Source organism: Pseudomonas sp. SWRI22 (assembly GCF_014268395.2).
GTDB classification, from domain to species: domain Bacteria; phylum Pseudomonadota; class Gammaproteobacteria; order Pseudomonadales; family Pseudomonadaceae; genus Aquipseudomonas; species Aquipseudomonas paracarnis.
In genome coordinates this window covers 3,440,555-3,457,060 of sequence record NZ_JABWQK020000001.1, presented here as the reverse complement: position 1 = coordinate 3,457,060, position 16,506 = coordinate 3,440,555, and the positions used below count along the sequence as shown (strand labels likewise).

Genomic DNA, 16,506 nt, shown 5'->3' with positions numbered 1-16,506 from the left:
AACCTCACGCCATGCTCATTTGCATCGAAAACAGCACATTTGGTGGCCTACAAGCCTGAAAGCAAAGGGAAAAGCGCCAATCTTGAGCACATCTCACCACCCCACGCACCTGCGACCTTTAGACCAATGGACGAGCCCCCTTTTGTATGAAGGCTCAGCGTAAGCATAGCGACCTATGTATAATGCCGCCGCTGACCAAAGAGTCACGACGGCGGACCGCTCTAGAACGTAGCCTTTCGCCAGAAAGCCGGACTATTACCATAGCCCACCCGCTTGACGCTCGACTGATGCAAACCAACATCACCGCGAAGAAACCTCGACATTTCGCTCATGGATGACTTTGAACGAACGCGCTCTACCCGGCGCATCTCGAGTTTCTGCGCACGCTTTCAGCAAAGAAGAGAGTTAATCCGAATATGCCCACCCGCTCGAAGATCATCTACACCTTCACCGACGAAGCCCCAGCCCTCGCCACCTATTCACTGCTGCCTATCGTAGAGGCCTTCACCGCTTCCGCTGATATTGCCGTGGAAACCCGCGACATTTCCCTCGCCGGGCGCATCCTCGCAAGCTTCCCCGAGCAACTGGGCACCAAGGCCATCCCGGACCACCTCGCCGAACTGGGCGACCTGGCCGTTACGCCTGAAGCCAACATCATCAAGCTTCCCAACATCAGCGCCTCGACCCCGCAGCTGCAAGCCGCGATCAAGGAACTGCAGGCCCAGGGCTACGCCCTGCCGGACTACCCTGAAACCGTAACCACCGACGCGGAAAAAGAAACCCGTGCACGTTACGACAAGGTCAAGGGCAGCGCCGTGAACCCGGTACTGCGCGAAGGCAACTCCGACCGTCGCGCACCGCTGTCGGTCAAGAACTATGCACGCAAGCACCCGCACAAGATGGGCGCCTGGGCTGCCGACTCCAAGTCGCACATTGCCCACATGAACAGCGGCGACTTCTACGGCAGCGAAAAAGCCGTGCAGATCGAAACAGCTGACGCGGTCAAAATTGCGCTGGTCGCAAAGGACGGCACCACCACCGTCCTGAAGGAAAAGACCAGCGTTCAGGCCGGCGAAATCATCGACACCGCCGTGCTGAGCAAGAAAGCCCTGCGCAGCTTCATCGCCGCTGAAATCGAAGACGCCAAGAAGCAAGGCGTGCTGTTGTCGGTTCACTTGAAAGCCACCATGATGAAGGTCTCCGACCCGATCATGTTCGGCCAGATCGTTGCCGAGTTCTATAAAGACGCCCTGGCCAAGCACGCGACCGTGCTGGAACAGATCGGCTTCAACCTGAACAACGGCATCGGCGACTTGTACGCTCGCATCAAGGCCCTGCCGGCCGACCAGCAAGCGCAGATCGAAGCCGACATCCAGGCGGTCTACGCCGTTCGCCCTGCCCTGGCGATGGTCAACTCCGACAAAGGCATCACCAACCTGCACGTGCCAAGCGACGTCATCGTCGACGCCTCGATGCCAGCGATGATCCGTGACTCCGGCAAGATGTGGGGCACCGACGGCCAGTTGCACGACACCAAGGCTGTGATCCCGGATCGCTGCTACGCCACCATCTACCAGGCGGTCATCGAAGACTGCAAAGCCAATGGCGCCTTCGACCCAACCACCATGGGCAGCGTGCCAAACGTTGGCCTGATGGCGAAGAAAGCCGAAGAGTACGGCTCCCACGACAAGACCTTCCAGATCAAGGCTGACGGCGTTGTCCGCGTCACCGACAGCCAGGGCAACCTGCTGATGGAACAGAACGTCGAAGCTGGCGACATCTTCCGCATGTGCCAGACCAAAGACGCTCCGATCCAGGACTGGGTCAAGCTCGCCGTCAACCGTGCCCGCGCCAGCAACACCCCGGCCATCTTCTGGCTGGACCCCCAGCGCGCCCACGATGGCGTAGTGGTCGAGAAAGTTCAGGCTTACCTGAAAGACCACAACACCGAAGGCCTGGACATCCGCATCATGGCCCCGGTCGATGCGATGAAGTTCACCCTGGAGCGCACCCGCAAGGGCCTGGACACCATCTCGGTGACCGGCAACGTACTGCGCGACTACCTGACCGACCTGTTCCCGATCATGGAACTGGGCACCAGCGCCAAGATGCTGTCGATCGTGCCGCTGATGAATGGCGGTGGCCTGTTCGAAACCGGCGCTGGCGGTTCGGCTCCAAAGCACGTGCAGCAACTGCTGGAAGAAAACTTCCTGCGCTGGGATTCCCTGGGCGAGTTCCTGGCCCTGGCCGCGTCCCTTGAGCATTTGGGTGTGACGTACAACAACCCGAAAGCCCTGGTACTGTCCAAGACCCTGGACCAGGCCACCGGCCAGTTCCTGGACAACAACAAGTCGCCATCGCGCAAGGTCGGCAACATCGACAACCGCGGCAGCCACTTCTACCTGGCGCTGTACTGGGCACAAGCCCTGGCCGCCCAGACCGAAGACACGGCACTGCAAGCGCAGTTTGGCGAACTGGCCAAAACCCTGGCTGAGAACGAAGCAACCATCGTTGCCGAACTCAACGCCGTACAGGGCAAGCCAGTGGACATCGGCGGCTACTACGCGCCGAACCCCGAGCTGACCAGCAAGGCCATGCGCCCGAGCAGCACGCTCAATGCGGCGATTGCCAAGTTGAAGTAAGGTTGTAAGGATGCAAAGAAGCCCCGGCCAAGTGCCGGGGTTTCTGCTTGTAGGGACTTCATTGAAGAAACCCAATCCAATGTGGGAGCTGGCTTGCCTGCGATTGCAGTCTGTCAGTTCATACAGGCGTAGCTGACCCACCGCCATCGCAGGCAAGCCAGCTCCCACATTGAGCATGCCACCTTCCAGATACCGAGGTTCGCAATGACCTGGCTCCCCCACATCACCGTCGCCACCATCGTCGAAGACAACGGCCGCTTCCTGATGGTCGAAGAACTCAAGGGCGGCCGCGCCGTGCTCAATCAGCCGGCAGGCCACCTCGACCCGGATGAAACCCTTACCGAAGCCGCCGTGCGTGAAACCCTGGAAGAAACCGGCTGGGACGTGGAAGCCACCGGCATCGTCGGCATCTACCTGTATACCGCCCCGAGCAATGGCGTGACCTACCAACGGGTCTGTTTTATCGCCAAGGCACTGAAACACCACCCGGAATATCAACTTGACGAAGGCATCCTGCGCGCCCGCTGGCTGACCCGTAACGAGCTGATGGCCCTGCGCGAGGACTGGCGCAGCGAGCTGATCATCCGCTGTATCGATGATTATCTGGCCGGCCACAGGCATAGCCTCGAATTGATCCGCCCTTCTCTTTAGCCTTGCGGGCCCAGGCCTGCTAGAATCGCGTCCTTTTTCAAGACACCCGTTGAAATCCTATGCGTGATCCAGCCCCTTCTGACACACAAAAGAAGCGCGTCATCGTCGGCATGTCCGGCGGCGTGGACTCTTCCGTTTCCGCCGTTCTGCTCATGGAGCAGGGCTATGAGGTGGAAGGCCTGTTCATGAAGAACTGGGAAGAAGACGATGGAACCGAATACTGCACCGCCATGGACGACCTCGCGGACGCCCAGGCCGTGTGCGACAAGATCGGCATCAAGCTGCACACCGCCAACTTCGCCGCCGAGTACTGGGACAACGTGTTCGAGCACTTCCTGGCCGAATACAAGGCCGGCCGCACGCCGAACCCGGACATCCTGTGTAACCGCGAAATCAAGTTCAAGGCCTTCCTCGACTACGCCATGATGCTCGGCGCCGACCTGATAGCTACCGGCCACTACGTGCGCCGTCGCGATATCGATGGGCGCACCGAACTGCTCAAGGGCCTGGACCCGAACAAGGACCAGAGCTACTTCCTGCACGCCGTGGGCGGTGAACAGATCGCCAAGACTCTATTCCCGGTCGGCGAACTGGAAAAGCCCGAAGTACGCAGGATCGCCGAGAAACACGGCCTTGCCACCGCCAAGAAGAAAGACTCCACCGGTATCTGCTTTATCGGCGAGCGACGCTTCAGCGATTTCCTCAAGCAATACCTGCCGGCGCAACCGGGCGAGATCAAGACCACCGAGGGTGAAGTGATCGGCCGCCACCACGGCCTGATGTACCATACCATCGGCCAGCGCCAGGGCCTGGGCATCGGCGGCTTGAAAGACGCAGGTGTTGAGCCGTGGTACGTGCTGGTCAAAGACTTGGAAAACAACGTGCTGGTGGTCGGCCAGGGCAACGAGCACCCGCTGCTGTTCTCCGGCGCCCTGCTCGCTTCCGAGATTTATTGGGTCAACCCTATCGACCTGAGCACCCCGCGCCGCCTGACCGCCAAAGTGCGTTATCGCCAGAGCGACCAGCCCTGCACCCTGGAAAAGACCGCCACCGGCTACCGTGCCACCTTCGATGACCCGCAACGCGCGGTCACCCCTGGCCAGTCCGTGGTGTTCTATGACGGCGAGATCTGCCTGGGCGGCGGCGTGATTGAAGTCGCGCAAGCCTGGAGCAACCCGGCATGAGCCCGACCCAGGAGCAGTTGACAGCCCTTGGCGGTGTCTTTCTCGCTGCGGTACTGGTGGACAAGATCGCCAAGACCGGCCAGGTCACTGAAGCCGGCCTGACCTGCATGCTCGGCAGCCTGCTGATCCGCGACCCCAAGGACACCCTTGAGGTTTACGGCGGCGACGACCTGGCCCTGCGTGAAGGCTATCGCGCCCTGATCGGCGCCCTGGAGCGCGACCCCAGTACTTTGCAGCGCGAGCCGCTACGTTATGCCCTGTCGATGCTCGGCCTTGAGCGCCAGTTGGCCAAGCGCGACGACCTGCTGGACACCATCGGCAAGCGCCTGCCGCAGATCCAGTCCCAGGTAGAACACTTCGGCCCGGCCCACGAAAACGTGATCGCCGCCTGTGGTGCGCTGTACCAGGACACCTTGAGCACCCTGCGCCAGCGCATCCAGGTGCATGGCGACATGCGCAACCTGCAACAACCCAACAACGCGTCGAAAATCCGCGCCCTGCTCCTGGCCGGTATTCGTTCGGCACGCTTGTGGCGCCAACTGGGCGGTCATCGCTGGCAGTTGGTGATCAGCCGACGCAAATTGCTCAAAGAGCTTTACCCGTTGATGCGCAACGAATAAGTCGCACCAGCAGGCTGTTTTCAAGCCATTACGCGTAATACGCCGGTCAGTTGGCGACGGACCGGCGGATTTTTTCATGTATGATACGCGCCCCATTTCGTTGCCCGACTGTCCGAGAACACCCCATGCAGCTCTCTTCGCTCACTGCGGTTTCCCCTGTTGACGGCCGCTACGCCGGCAAAACCCAGGCCCTGCGCCCTATTTTCAGCGAGTACGGCCTGATCCGTGCCCGTGTCCTGGTTGAAGTGCGCTGGCTCCAGCGCCTGGCCGCTCACCCCGCCATCAGCGAAGTGCCGGCGTTTTCCGCCGAGGCCAACGCTGTATTGAACACCCTGGCGGAAAACTTCTCCCTGGAGCACGCCGAGCGTGTGAAAGAGATCGAGCGCACCACCAACCACGACGTCAAAGCCATCGAATACCTGCTCAAAGAGCAAGCGGCCCAACTGCCGGAACTGGCCCAGGTCAGCGAGTTCATCCACTTTGCCTGCACCAGCGAGGACATCAACAACCTGTCCCACGCCCTGATGCTGCGCGAAGGCCGTGATGACGTGATGCTGCCGCTGATGCGCCAGACCGCCGAAGCCATCCGCGAGCTGGCGATCCGTTTCGCCGCCGTGCCGATGCTGTCGCGCACCCACGGCCAGCCGGCCTCGCCGACCACCCTGGGCAAAGAACTGGCCAACGTGGTGTACCGCCTGGAGCGTCAGATCGCCCAAGTCGCCGCCGTGCCATTGCTGGGCAAGATCAACGGCGCCGTAGGCAACTACAACGCCCACCTGTCGGCCTACCCTGAGATCGACTGGGAAGCCAACGCCCGCGCCTTCATCGAAGACGAATTGGGCCTGGGCTTCAACCCCTACACCACGCAGATCGAACCCCACGACTACATCGCCGAGCTGTTCGACGCGATTGCACGCTTCAACACCATCCTGATCGATTTCGATCGCGATATCTGGGGCTACATCTCCCTGGGCTACTTCAAGCAGCGCACCATTGCAGGCGAAATCGGTTCGTCGACCATGCCGCACAAGGTCAACCCGATCGACTTCGAAAACTCCGAAGGCAACCTGGGTATCGCCAACGCCCTGTTCCAGCACCTGGCCAGCAAGTTGCCGATCTCCCGCTGGCAGCGCGACCTGACCGACTCCACCGTACTGCGCAACCTCGGTGTCGGCTTTGCCCACAGCGTGATCGCGTACGAAGCCAGCCTCAAAGGCATCAGCAAGCTGGAGCTCAACGAGCAGAAAATTGCCGCTGACCTGGACGCGTGCTGGGAAGTATTGGCCGAGCCGATCCAGACCGTGATGCGCCGCTACAACATCGAAAACCCCTACGAGAAGCTGAAAGAATTGACGCGCGGCAAGGGCATCAGCCCCGAAGCGCTGCAAACTTTCATCGACGGCCTGGACATGCCAGCCGCAGCCAAGGCCGAGCTGAAACTGCTCACCCCGGCCAACTACATCGGCAACGCTGTAGAACAAGCCAAGCGCATCTGATCCAAGCAAGCTCCTTTGAGACGCCCGGCCGCGCCGGGCGTTTTTATTCCTGTCTTAAAAGTGCTTTTTTTCAATAGGTTACACATGAATCCTGATATCCCTCTTCAACTTCTGGGCGGCATCACGGCACGGGAATTCCTGCGCGACTACTGGCAGAAAAAACCGCTGCTGATCCGCCAGGCCATCCCTGACTTCGAAAGCCCGATCGACGCCGACGAACTGGCAGGCCTGGCCCTGGAAGAAGAAGTCGAGTCGCGCCTGGTGATCGAACACGGCGAGCGCCCGTGGGAACTGCGTCGCGGCCCGTTCGCCGAAGACGCTTTCAGCACCCTGCCCGAGCGCGAGTGGACCCTGCTGGTGCAGGCAGTCGACCAGTTCGTGCCGGAGGTGGCTGAGCTGCTGGAGCACTTCCGCTTCCTGCCGAGCTGGCGTATCGATGATGTGATGATCAGCTTCGCCGCGCCGGGTGGCAGCGTCGGTCCGCATTTCGATAACTACGATGTGTTCCTGCTGCAAGCCCAGGGCAAGCGCAACTGGAAGATCGGTCAGATGTGCAATTCCGAAAGCCCGTTGCTGCAACACGCCGACCTGCGCATCCTCGCCGAATTCGAAGAAAGCGCCGAATGGGTGCTCGAACCGGGCGACATGCTCTACCTGCCCCCGCGCCTGGCCCATTTCGGTATTGCCGAAGACGACTGCATGACCTATTCCGTAGGTTTCCGTGCACCGAGCGCCGCTGAAGTGCTGACCCACTTCACCGACTTCCTCAGCCAGTACCTGACCGACGAAGAGCGCTACACCGACGCCGACGCCCAGCCGGTCAGCGACCCACACCAGATCCAGGGCGACGCACTGGACCGCCTCAAGGGCCTGCTCGCCGAGCACATGAGCGATGAGCGCATGCTGCTGACCTGGTTCGGCCAGTTCATGACCGAGCCACGCTACCCGGAACTGGTGGCCGGTGAAGAGTTGGGCGAAGAAGACTTCATCAACAGCCTGCAAGACGGCGCGATCCTGGTGCGCAACCCGAGCGCACGCCTGGCCTGGTCCGAAGTGGATGACGACGTACTGCTGTTCGCCAGCGGCCAGAGCCGTTACCTGCCGGGCAAACTGCGTGAACTGTTGAAGCTGGTGTGCTCGGCCGATGCACTGCACAGCGAAAACCTGGGCGAGTGGCTGGCCGACGAAGACGGTCGCGACCTACTGTGCGAACTGGTCAAGCAAGGCAGCCTGGGGTTCGCGGATGAATAAAATTCACGTAAGTGTCGCGGACTGGCGAAAGGATATCGACGAGATTCGGCGCATTCGTGAAGCGGTATTCATCGCTGAACAATCGGTCCCGCCTGAATTGGAGTGGGACGCGGACGATGCCGGCGCCATGCATTTTCTTGCATACGAAGGCGACTTCCCGATTGGCACCGCTCGATTGCTGCCCAGCGGCGAGATCGGTCGGGTATCGGTGCTCAAGGACTGGCGCGGACTGAAAGTCGGCGACAAGCTGATGGAAGCAGTAATTGGCGAGGCCGTGAAACGCGGCCAGACCAGGCAATTCCTGAGTGCGCAGGTGTATGCGGCACCGTTCTATGAGCGACTGGGTTTCAAGATCGTCAGCGATGAGTTTCTTGAGGTCGGGATTCCGCATGTGGATATGGTGCGCGAGGGCTGATTCAAGCCCGCATCGCCTTTATCGCAGGCAAGCCAGCTCCCACAGCTGACCGAGCACATCCCTGGAATACGCTCAAGTGTGGGAGCTGGCTTGCCTGCGATAGCTATTTCAGCAACACCACAAAATGCCCTGCCTGCCAGGGCATTTTGCCGTCTACGATTCAACTTGCGACCCACCAGGCCGACAAACTGGCACTATCAAGCAAATGACTCGCAGAGATAACGGACATGTCCCTACGCACCCTGCTCACCGCCCTCGTGATGACCGTCAGCGCTTGCGCCATGGCCGCCACTGAAGTCGTCAACCTGAACAACCGCACCAGCGCCGACCTGCTGCCCGTGGCGCAGAACTTCATTGGCAAGGACGGCACCGTCAGCGCCTACGGCAACCAGCTTATCGTTAACGCTGAGCCCGCCAGGATCGAGGGCTTGCGCGCACTGCTCGGCCAATTGGATACACCGGCCAAACGCCTGCTGATCACCGTCGATACCAACGAGAACAACCAACAGAACAGCGGTGACAGCCAGACCCGCATCATCAGCTACGGCACTGCCAGCCGCGACGGTGGCGTGCAGCAGATCCAGGCCAGCGAAGGCGTGCCCGCGCTGATCCAGGTCGGCCAGAGTGTACCGCTGACCACCACGCAACAGGATAGCTATGGCCGCCTGCAAAACCAGACCCAGTATCGCAACGTCACCCAGGGTTTTTACGTGACCGCCAGCGTCACCGGCGAGACCGTCCACTTGGCCATCAGTACCAACCGTGACCGCATGAGCCAGGAACGTCCCGATGTAGTGAACGTGCAAAGCACCGACACAACCGTCAGCGGCCGCCTGGGCGAATGGATCCCCCTGGCCGGCATCAATCGTGAAACCCAGGCGGACAAATCCTCTACAACCCGCAGCTACTCTACTCAGGGCCGCGATGACCTGACTTTGCGGGTCAAGGTCGACACCCTGAACTGAGGCACCAAAAACTGACTGGCAAGTCGCATTAGACTAAAGATGTAGTGCCTTAAAAAAAGCACTACAAAACATTTGACGAGCCAAAAAAGCATGGGCATGATGGCCTCGCTCCCGCTAATCAGGGGCCCTGGCAAGGGCCTTCGGATCGCCGCTCTAAGCTACCCACCTGAGCCGATTCGTGTCTGTACCGCCCACAAGGTGTGTTTGACGTTGGTTGCGACTGGAACGAAGTTGTCCCGAGGGACGGAAGCCAACCAGGTAACCCGGCTACACACTGATGGATCGTACAAAGGCCCACGACGCCCGAAGACCGTTCGCAGTTTGCCCTTACCTGCTCAACTCCCCCTTGAGCCCCATCGTTCATACCGTCGCCTACCTCCGTCAGATTTGACTTGAACACCAAAGCTTCTGGTCAGCGAGCAACCCTACCCAGGCAACGAATGCCGGGCTGGCAAACGGATACTTCAAACAAGACGCGACGAGGTTTTTCCCCATGGCACTGACACGCGAACAGCAAATTGCAGCCCTTGAAAAAGACTGGGCTGAAAACCCACGCTGGAAAGGCGTGACCCGCGCTTATTCCGCTGCTGACGTCGTCCGCCTGCGTGGCTCGGTCCAACCTGAGCACACCTTTGCAAAACTCGGCGCCGAGAAGCTGTGGAACCTGGTCACCCAAGGTGCCAAACCTTCTTTCCGTCCCGACAAAGATTTCGTCAACTGCATGGGCGCCCTCACTGGCGGCCAGGCAGTCCAGCAGGTAAAAGCCGGTATCCAGGCGATCTACCTGTCCGGCTGGCAAGTGGCAGCGGACAACAACTCCGCTGAATCCATGTACCCCGACCAATCGCTGTACCCGGTGGACTCGGTGCCAACCGTGGTCAAGCGCATCAACAACTCGTTCCGTCGTGCCGACCAGATCCAGTGGAAAGCCGGCAAGAACCCAGGCGATGAAGGCTACATCGACTACTTCGCGCCAATCGTGGCTGATGCCGAGGCCGGTTTCGGCGGCGTACTCAACGCCTACGAGCTGATGAAGAGCATGATCGAAGCAGGCGCTGCCGGCGTGCACTTCGAAGACCAGCTTGCGTCAGTGAAGAAATGCGGCCACATGGGCGGCAAGGTACTGGTACCGACCCAGGAAGCCGTGCAGAAGCTGACCGCTGCACGCCTGGCCGCTGACGTTGCCGGCACACCGACCATCATCCTGGCCCGTACCGACGCCAACGCGGCAGACTTGCTGACCTCGGACTGCGACCCGTACGACCAACCATTCGTTACCGGCGAGCGTACCCAGGAAGGCTTCTATAAAGTGCGCGCCGGCCTCGACCAGGCAATCGCCCGCGGCCTGGCCTACGCGCCGTACGCCGACCTGATCTGGTGCGAAACCGCCAAGCCGGACCTGGACGAAGCCCGTCGCTTCGCCGAAGCGATCAAGAAGGAATACCCGGACCAACTGCTGTCCTACAACTGCTCGCCTTCCTTCAACTGGAAGAAGAACCTGGACGACGCGACCATCGCCAAGTTCCAGCGCGAACTGTCGGCAATGGGCTACAAGCACCAGTTCATCACCCTGGCCGGCATTCACAACATGTGGCACAGCATGTTCAACCTGGCGCACGACTACGCCCGCAACGACATGACAGCCTACGTGAAGCTGCAGGAGCAGGAATTCGCTGACGCCGCCAAAGGCTACACCTTCGTGGCGCACCAGCAGGAAGTGGGCACCGGTTACTTCGACGACATGACCACCGTGATCCAGGGCGGCACCTCGTCCGTGACCGCGCTGACCGGTTCGACCGAAGAAGAGCAGTTCCACTAAGTACCGCGTACACGGCCACTGCGGCCCCACGGAAGACCTAACCGCAGTGCCGCGCAACAATCACGCCCCGACTGGTTCGGGGCGTTTTTTTGCCTAGGAATCACCGAAAATCAATGGTGGGAGCTGGCTTGCCTGCGATGGCGGTGGGTCAGAGGCAGGTGTTTCAGCTGATCCGCCGCCATCGCAGGCAAGCCAGCTCCCACATTGACCGCGCCCTATCCATAGTTTTTTGCTAAAAACATTGATCCAGAGCGGTATCCGCGCACATCCGATCGGTTAAAAGAACCGTTGCGACAACTAAGCGACACTCAAGCAAGTAACGGTAACTTCCCGCGCCACATGAGAAACACTCGCTTACACCCCTCGCAAACAATATTCATTATCATTTGGCACCCGAAAACTTCGTTACAGCTTAAACAAAACATAATTGATGAAAAGCCCGCTAATGCCCACACCACAAGGGCTACAGCCCCAAGAAGGTGCACTATGTGCTTATTCCACCGAATAATTTCGCCCTGGGAATTTTACTTGCCCGGTGTTTAGCCATAAAATCACCGCGATTGATTGCAGTGCGACATATCGTCACTGCATCGTTACTTTTTCGAGCTCAGAGACCTTTGCTCTCTGTTAAGGATTTCCAGCATGACCGACGCGACAGGACTCATGGCCCACAACTGGGGCTTTGCCATTTTCCTTCTCGGTGTTGTAGGCCTTTGCGCCTTCATGCTCGGCGTGTCCAGCCTCCTCGGGTCAAAAGCCTGGGGCCGCAGCAAAAACGAACCGTTCGAATCCGGCATGCTGCCTACAGGTGGCGCCCGCTTGCGGCTCTCAGCCAAATTCTATCTGGTCGCGATGTTGTTCGTGATCTTCGATATCGAAGCCCTCTTTCTCTTTGCATGGTCTGTGTCCGTCCGCGAAAGCGGCTGGACCGGATTCGTCGAAGCTCTCGTTTTCATAGCAATTCTGTTGGCAGGTCTTGTCTACCTGTTCCGAGTGGGCGCCCTTGACTGGGCTCCGGAAGCTCGTCGCAAGCGGCAAGCGAAGCTGAAACAATGAGGCTTTGGCAATGCAATACAATCTCACCAGGATCGACCCGGATGCTCCTAACGAGCAGTACCCTATCGGCGAACGGGAAACCGTTTCCGACCCGTTAGAAGACCAAGTCCACAAAAACATCTACATGGGCAAGCTGGAAGACGTGCTGAGTGGCGCGGTCAACTGGGGGCGTAAAAACTCCCTGTGGCCGTACAACTTCGGCCTTTCGTGCTGCTACGTGGAAATGACCACCGCCTTCACGGCGCCCCACGACATCGCGCGCTTCGGCGCCGAAGTTATCCGGGCCTCGCCGCGCCAGGCGGATTTCATGGTTATCGCCGGTACCTGCTTCATCAAGATGGCGCCGATCATCCAGCGTCTCTATGAGCAAATGCTCGAGCCGAAATGGGTTATCTCCATGGGTTCGTGCGCCAACTCCGGTGGCATGTACGACATCTACTCGGTCGTTCAAGGCGTGGACAAGTTCCTGCCCGTGGACGTCTACGTGCCTGGCTGCCCGCCCCGTCCCGAAGCGTTCCTGCAAGGCTTGATGCTGTTGCAGGAATCGATTGGCAAGGAGCGTCGCCCACTGTCCTGGGTGGTCGGTGATCAAGGCGTTTATCGCGCCGAGATGCCGTCTCAAAAGGAACAGCGCCGCGAACAGCGAATCGCAGTCACCAACCTGCGCAGCCCCGACGAAGTCTGATCCAGCACCGCTTCTTTTATAGAACGAAAACCTGGCTTCATTCTTTACGTTGACCGAAAGCGATAAAAAACCATGACTACAGGCAGTGCTCTGTACATCCCGCCTTACAAGGCAGACGACCAGGATGTGGTTGTCGAACTCAATAACCGTTTTGGCCCTGACGCCTTCACCGCCCAGGCCACACGCACCGGTATGCCGGTGCTGTGGGTGGCGCGTGCCAGGCTCGTCGAAGTCCTGACCTTCCTGCGCAACCTGCCCAAGCCGTACGTCATGCTCTATGACCTGCATGGCGTGGACGAGCGTCTGCGCACCAAGCGCCAGGGCCTGCCGAGCGGCGCCGATTTCACCGTGTTCTACCACCTGATGTCGCTGGAACGTAACAGCGATGTGATGATCAAGGTCGCGCTGAGCGAGAGCGACCTGAGCATCCCGACCGTCACCGGTATCTGGCCGAACGCCAGCTGGTACGAGCGTGAAGTCTGGGACATGTTCGGTATCGACTTCCCGGGCCACCCGCACCTGACGCGCATCATGATGCCGCCGACCTGGGAAGGTCACCCGCTGCGCAAGGACTTCCCTGCCCGCGCCACCGAATTCGACCCGTTCAGCCTCAACCTGGCCAAGCAGCAGCTAGAAGAAGAGGCGGCGCGCTTCCGCCCCGAAGACTGGGGCATGAAGCGTTCCGGCACCAACGAGGACTACATGTTCCTCAACCTGGGCCCGAACCACCCTTCGGCTCACGGTGCCTTCCGTATCATCCTGCAACTGGACGGCGAAGAGATCGTCGACTGCGTCCCGGACATCGGCTACCACCACCGTGGCGCCGAGAAGATGGCCGAGCGCCAGTCCTGGCACAGCTTCATCCCGTACACCGACCGTATCGACTACCTCGGCGGCGTGATGAACAACCTGCCGTACGTGCTCTCGGTCGAGAAGCTGGCCGGTATCAAGGTACCGGACCGCGTCGACACCATCCGCATCATGATGGCCGAGTTCTTCCGCATCACCAGCCACCTGCTGTTCCTGGGTACCTATATCCAGGACGTCGGCGCCATGACGCCGGTGTTCTTCACCTTCACCGACCGTCAGCGTGCCTACAAGGTCATCGAAGCCATCACCGGTTTCCGTCTGCACCCGGCCTGGTACCGCATCGGCGGCGTGGCCCACGACCTGCCGAACGGCTGGGAACGCCTGGTCAAGGAATTCATCGACTGGATGCCCAAGCGCCTGGACGAGTACCAGAAAGCCGCCCTGGACAACAGCATCCTCAAAGGCCGCACCATCGGCGTCGCGCAGTACAACACCAAAGAGGCCCTGGAATGGGGCGTCACCGGTGCCGGCCTGCGTTCCACCGGTTGCGACTTCGACCTGCGTAAAGCGCGCCCGTACTCCGGCTACGAGAACTTCGAGTTCGAAGTACCGCTGGCGGCCAATGGCGATGCCTACGACCGTTGCATCGTGCGCGTCGAAGAAATGCGCCAGAGCCTGAAGATCATCGAGCAGTGCATGCGCAACATGCCGGCCGGCCCGTACAAGGCGGATCACCCGCTGACCACGCCGCCGCCCAAAGAGCGCACGCTGCAACACATCGAAACGCTGATCACGCACTTCCTGCAGGTTTCGTGGGGCCCGGTGATGCCGGCCAACGAATCCTTCCAGATGATCGAAGCGACCAAGGGTATCAACAGTTATTACCTGACGAGCGATGGCGGCACCATGAGCTACCGCACCCGGATTCGTACCCCAAGTTTTGCCCACTTGCAGCAGATCCCTTCGGTGATCAAAGGCGAGATGGTCGCGGACTTGATTGCGTACCTGGGTAGTATCGATTTCGTTATGGCCGACGTGGACCGCTAAGCATGAACAGCACGCTTATCCAGACAGACCGTTTCACCTTGAGTGAAACCGAGCGCTCGGCCATCGAGCACGAGCTGCATCACTACGAAGACCCGCGCGCGGCGTCTATCGAAGCCCTGAAGATCGTCCAGAAAGAACGTGGCTGGGTGCCCGACGGCGCCCTCTACGCCATCGGCGAGATCCTCGGCATTCCCGCCAGCGACGTTGAAGGCGTGGCCACGTTCTACAGCCAGATCTTCCGCCAGCCGGTGGGCCGTCACATCATTCGCGTGTGCGACAGCATGGTCTGCTACATCGGCGGCCACGAATCGGTGGTCAGCGAGATTCAGAACAAACTGGGCATCGGCCTCGGCCAGACCACCGCCGATGGCCGCTTCACCCTGCTGCCGGTGTGCTGCCTCGGCAACTGCGACAAGGCGCCGGCGTTGATGATCGACGACGACACATTCGGTGACGTGCAGCCTGCTGGCGTGACCCAATTGCTCGAGGGCTACCCATGACCCTGACTTCCTTCGGCCCGGCAAACCTGATCAAGCGTTCGGCCGAGACTCACCCCCTCACCTGGCGCCTGCGTGACGACGGCGAGCCGGTATGGCTCGACGAGTACCAGGCCAAGAACGGTTATGCCGCCGCGCGCAAAGCCTTCGCCGACATGGCCCAGGACGATATCGTCCAGACCGTGAAGGACGCCGGCCTCAAGGGCCGCGGCGGTGCGGGCTTCCCCACCGGCGTGAAGTGGGGCCTGATGCCCAAAGACGAATCCATCAATATCCGCTACCTGCTGTGCAACGCGGATGAAATGGAGCCCAACACCTGGAAAGACCGCATGCTGATGGAGCAACTGCCCCATCTGCTGATCGAAGGCATGTTGATCAGTGCCCGTGCGCTCAAGACCTACCGTGGCTATATCTTCCTGCGTGGCGAGTACACCACCGCCGCCAAGCACCTCAACCGTGCCGTGGAAGAAGCCAAGGCCGCCGGCCTGCTGGGCAAGAACATCCTCGGTTCCGGTTTCGACTTCGAACTGTTCGTGCACACCGGCGCCGGGCGTTATATCTGCGGTGAAGAAACCGCACTGATCAACTCCCTCGAAGGCCGCCGCGCCAACCCGCGTTCCAAGCCGCCCTTCCCTGCCGCCGTGGGCGTGTGGGGCAAGCCGACTTGCGTGAACAACGTCGAGACCCTGTGCAACGTGCCGGCGATCATCGCCGACGGCGTGGACTGGTACAAATCCTTGGCTCGCGAGGGCAGCGAAGACATGGGCACCAAGCTCATGGGTTTCTCCGGCAAGGTCAAGAACCCTGGCCTGTGGGAACTGCCGTTTGGCGTGACCGCGCGCGAGCTGTTCGAGGACTACGCCGGCGGCATGCGCGACGGCTACACCTTGAAAGCCTGGCAGCCAGGTGGCGCCGGCACCGGTTTCCTGCTCCCTGAGCATCTGGATGCACAAATGTATGCCGGCGGCATCGGCAAGGTGGGCACCCGCATGGGTACCGGCCTGGCGATGGCGGTGGACAACACGGTGAACATGGTCTCGTTGCTGCGCAACATGGAGCAGTTCTTCGCCCGCGAGTCCTGCGGTTTCTGCACCCCCTGCCGCGACGGTTTGCCGTGGAGCGTCAAGCTGCTGATGGCCCTGGAAAATGGCGAAGGCCGCGAGGGTGATATCGAAACCCTGCTGGGCCTGGTCGGTTTCCTCGGCCCAGGCAAGACTTTCTGTGCTCACGCACCGGGCGCCGTGGAGCCATTGGGCAGCGCAATCAAATACTTCCGCTCGGAGTTCGAAGCCGGCATCGCGCCCACCAGCGCCGCCGTCCCGCCTCTGGCAAAGCCGATCGTAGTCGGCGCGTAACGCTTAAACAGGC

Annotated in this window: 14 protein-coding genes; all 14 read left to right on the top strand. The window is 60.3% G+C overall.

Annotated elements, in window-relative coordinates:
- Positions 1-416 precede the first annotated feature (416 nt).
- The 14 genes from HU730_RS15200 to nuoF all read left to right on the top strand — a co-directional run bounded on the left by HU730_RS15200 (position 417) and on the right by nuoF (position 16,493).
- Positions 417-2,642 (top strand): NADP-dependent isocitrate dehydrogenase, encoded by a 2,226-nt coding sequence (locus HU730_RS15200; RefSeq protein ID WP_106117762.1) that lies wholly within the window; start codon positions 417-419, stop codon positions 2,640-2,642.
- Between the two features lie 204 nt (positions 2,643-2,846).
- Entirely contained in the window at positions 2,847-3,293 is a 447-nt protein-coding gene (locus HU730_RS15195; protein ID WP_106117763.1) for an NUDIX hydrolase, read from the top strand.
- Positions 3,294-3,352: 59 nt separating this feature from the next.
- Positions 3,353-4,477, top strand: coding sequence for a tRNA 2-thiouridine(34) synthase MnmA (mnmA, locus tag HU730_RS15190; protein ID WP_106117764.1), 1,125 nt, complete (start codon positions 3,353-3,355; stop codon positions 4,475-4,477).
- Positions 4,474-5,097, top strand: a complete 624-nt coding sequence (gene hflD, locus HU730_RS15185; protein ID WP_003192101.1) for a high frequency lysogenization protein HflD — start codon at positions 4,474-4,476, stop codon at positions 5,095-5,097. Before mnmA ends, hflD begins: the two co-directional genes overlap by 4 nt.
- Before the next feature lie 125 nt (positions 5,098-5,222).
- Positions 5,223-6,593 (top strand): adenylosuccinate lyase, encoded by a 1,371-nt coding sequence (purB, locus tag HU730_RS15180; protein ID WP_014718906.1) that lies wholly within the window; start codon positions 5,223-5,225, stop codon positions 6,591-6,593.
- 84 nt (positions 6,594-6,677) lie between these two features.
- A complete protein-coding gene (locus HU730_RS15175; protein WP_014718907.1) occupies positions 6,678-7,844 on the top strand; it encodes a cupin domain-containing protein in 1,167 nt (388 codons plus the stop codon).
- On the top strand, positions 7,837-8,259 hold the full coding sequence (locus HU730_RS15170) for a GNAT family N-acetyltransferase (RefSeq protein WP_003192105.1): 423 nt from the start codon (positions 7,837-7,839) through the stop codon (positions 8,257-8,259). Before HU730_RS15175 ends, HU730_RS15170 begins: the two co-directional genes overlap by 8 nt.
- A 227-nt stretch (positions 8,260-8,486) precedes the next feature.
- Positions 8,487-9,224: a secretin N-terminal domain-containing protein gene (locus HU730_RS15165; protein ID WP_014718909.1), complete on the top strand. Its 738-nt coding sequence runs from the start codon at positions 8,487-8,489 to the stop codon at positions 9,222-9,224.
- A 493-nt stretch (positions 9,225-9,717) separates the two neighbouring features.
- Entirely contained in the window at positions 9,718-11,043 is a 1,326-nt protein-coding gene (gene aceA / locus HU730_RS15160; RefSeq protein WP_003174717.1) for an isocitrate lyase, read from the top strand.
- A 642-nt stretch (positions 11,044-11,685) separates the two neighbouring features.
- Positions 11,686-12,099 carry an NADH-quinone oxidoreductase subunit A gene (locus HU730_RS15155; protein ID WP_003192109.1) on the top strand — a complete coding sequence of 138 codons (414 nt, stop codon included), beginning with the start codon at positions 11,686-11,688 and terminating at the stop codon, positions 12,097-12,099.
- A gap of 10 nt (positions 12,100-12,109) precedes the next feature.
- Positions 12,110-12,784: an NADH-quinone oxidoreductase subunit B gene (locus HU730_RS15150; RefSeq protein ID WP_003174719.1), complete on the top strand. Its 675-nt coding sequence runs from the start codon at positions 12,110-12,112 to the stop codon at positions 12,782-12,784.
- A 72-nt stretch (positions 12,785-12,856) separates the two neighbouring features.
- A complete protein-coding gene (gene nuoC / locus HU730_RS15145) occupies positions 12,857-14,641 on the top strand; it encodes an NADH-quinone oxidoreductase subunit C/D (RefSeq protein WP_003192111.1) in 1,785 nt (594 codons plus the stop codon).
- Between the two features lie 2 nt (positions 14,642-14,643).
- Entirely contained in the window at positions 14,644-15,141 is a 498-nt protein-coding gene (nuoE, locus tag HU730_RS15140; protein WP_056861694.1) for an NADH-quinone oxidoreductase subunit NuoE, read from the top strand.
- Positions 15,138-16,493, top strand: coding sequence for an NADH-quinone oxidoreductase subunit NuoF (gene nuoF / locus HU730_RS15135; protein ID WP_032896666.1), 1,356 nt, complete (start codon positions 15,138-15,140; stop codon positions 16,491-16,493). The genes nuoE and nuoF overlap by 4 nt, the downstream gene beginning before the upstream one ends.
- Positions 16,494-16,506: the final 13 nt, after the last annotated feature.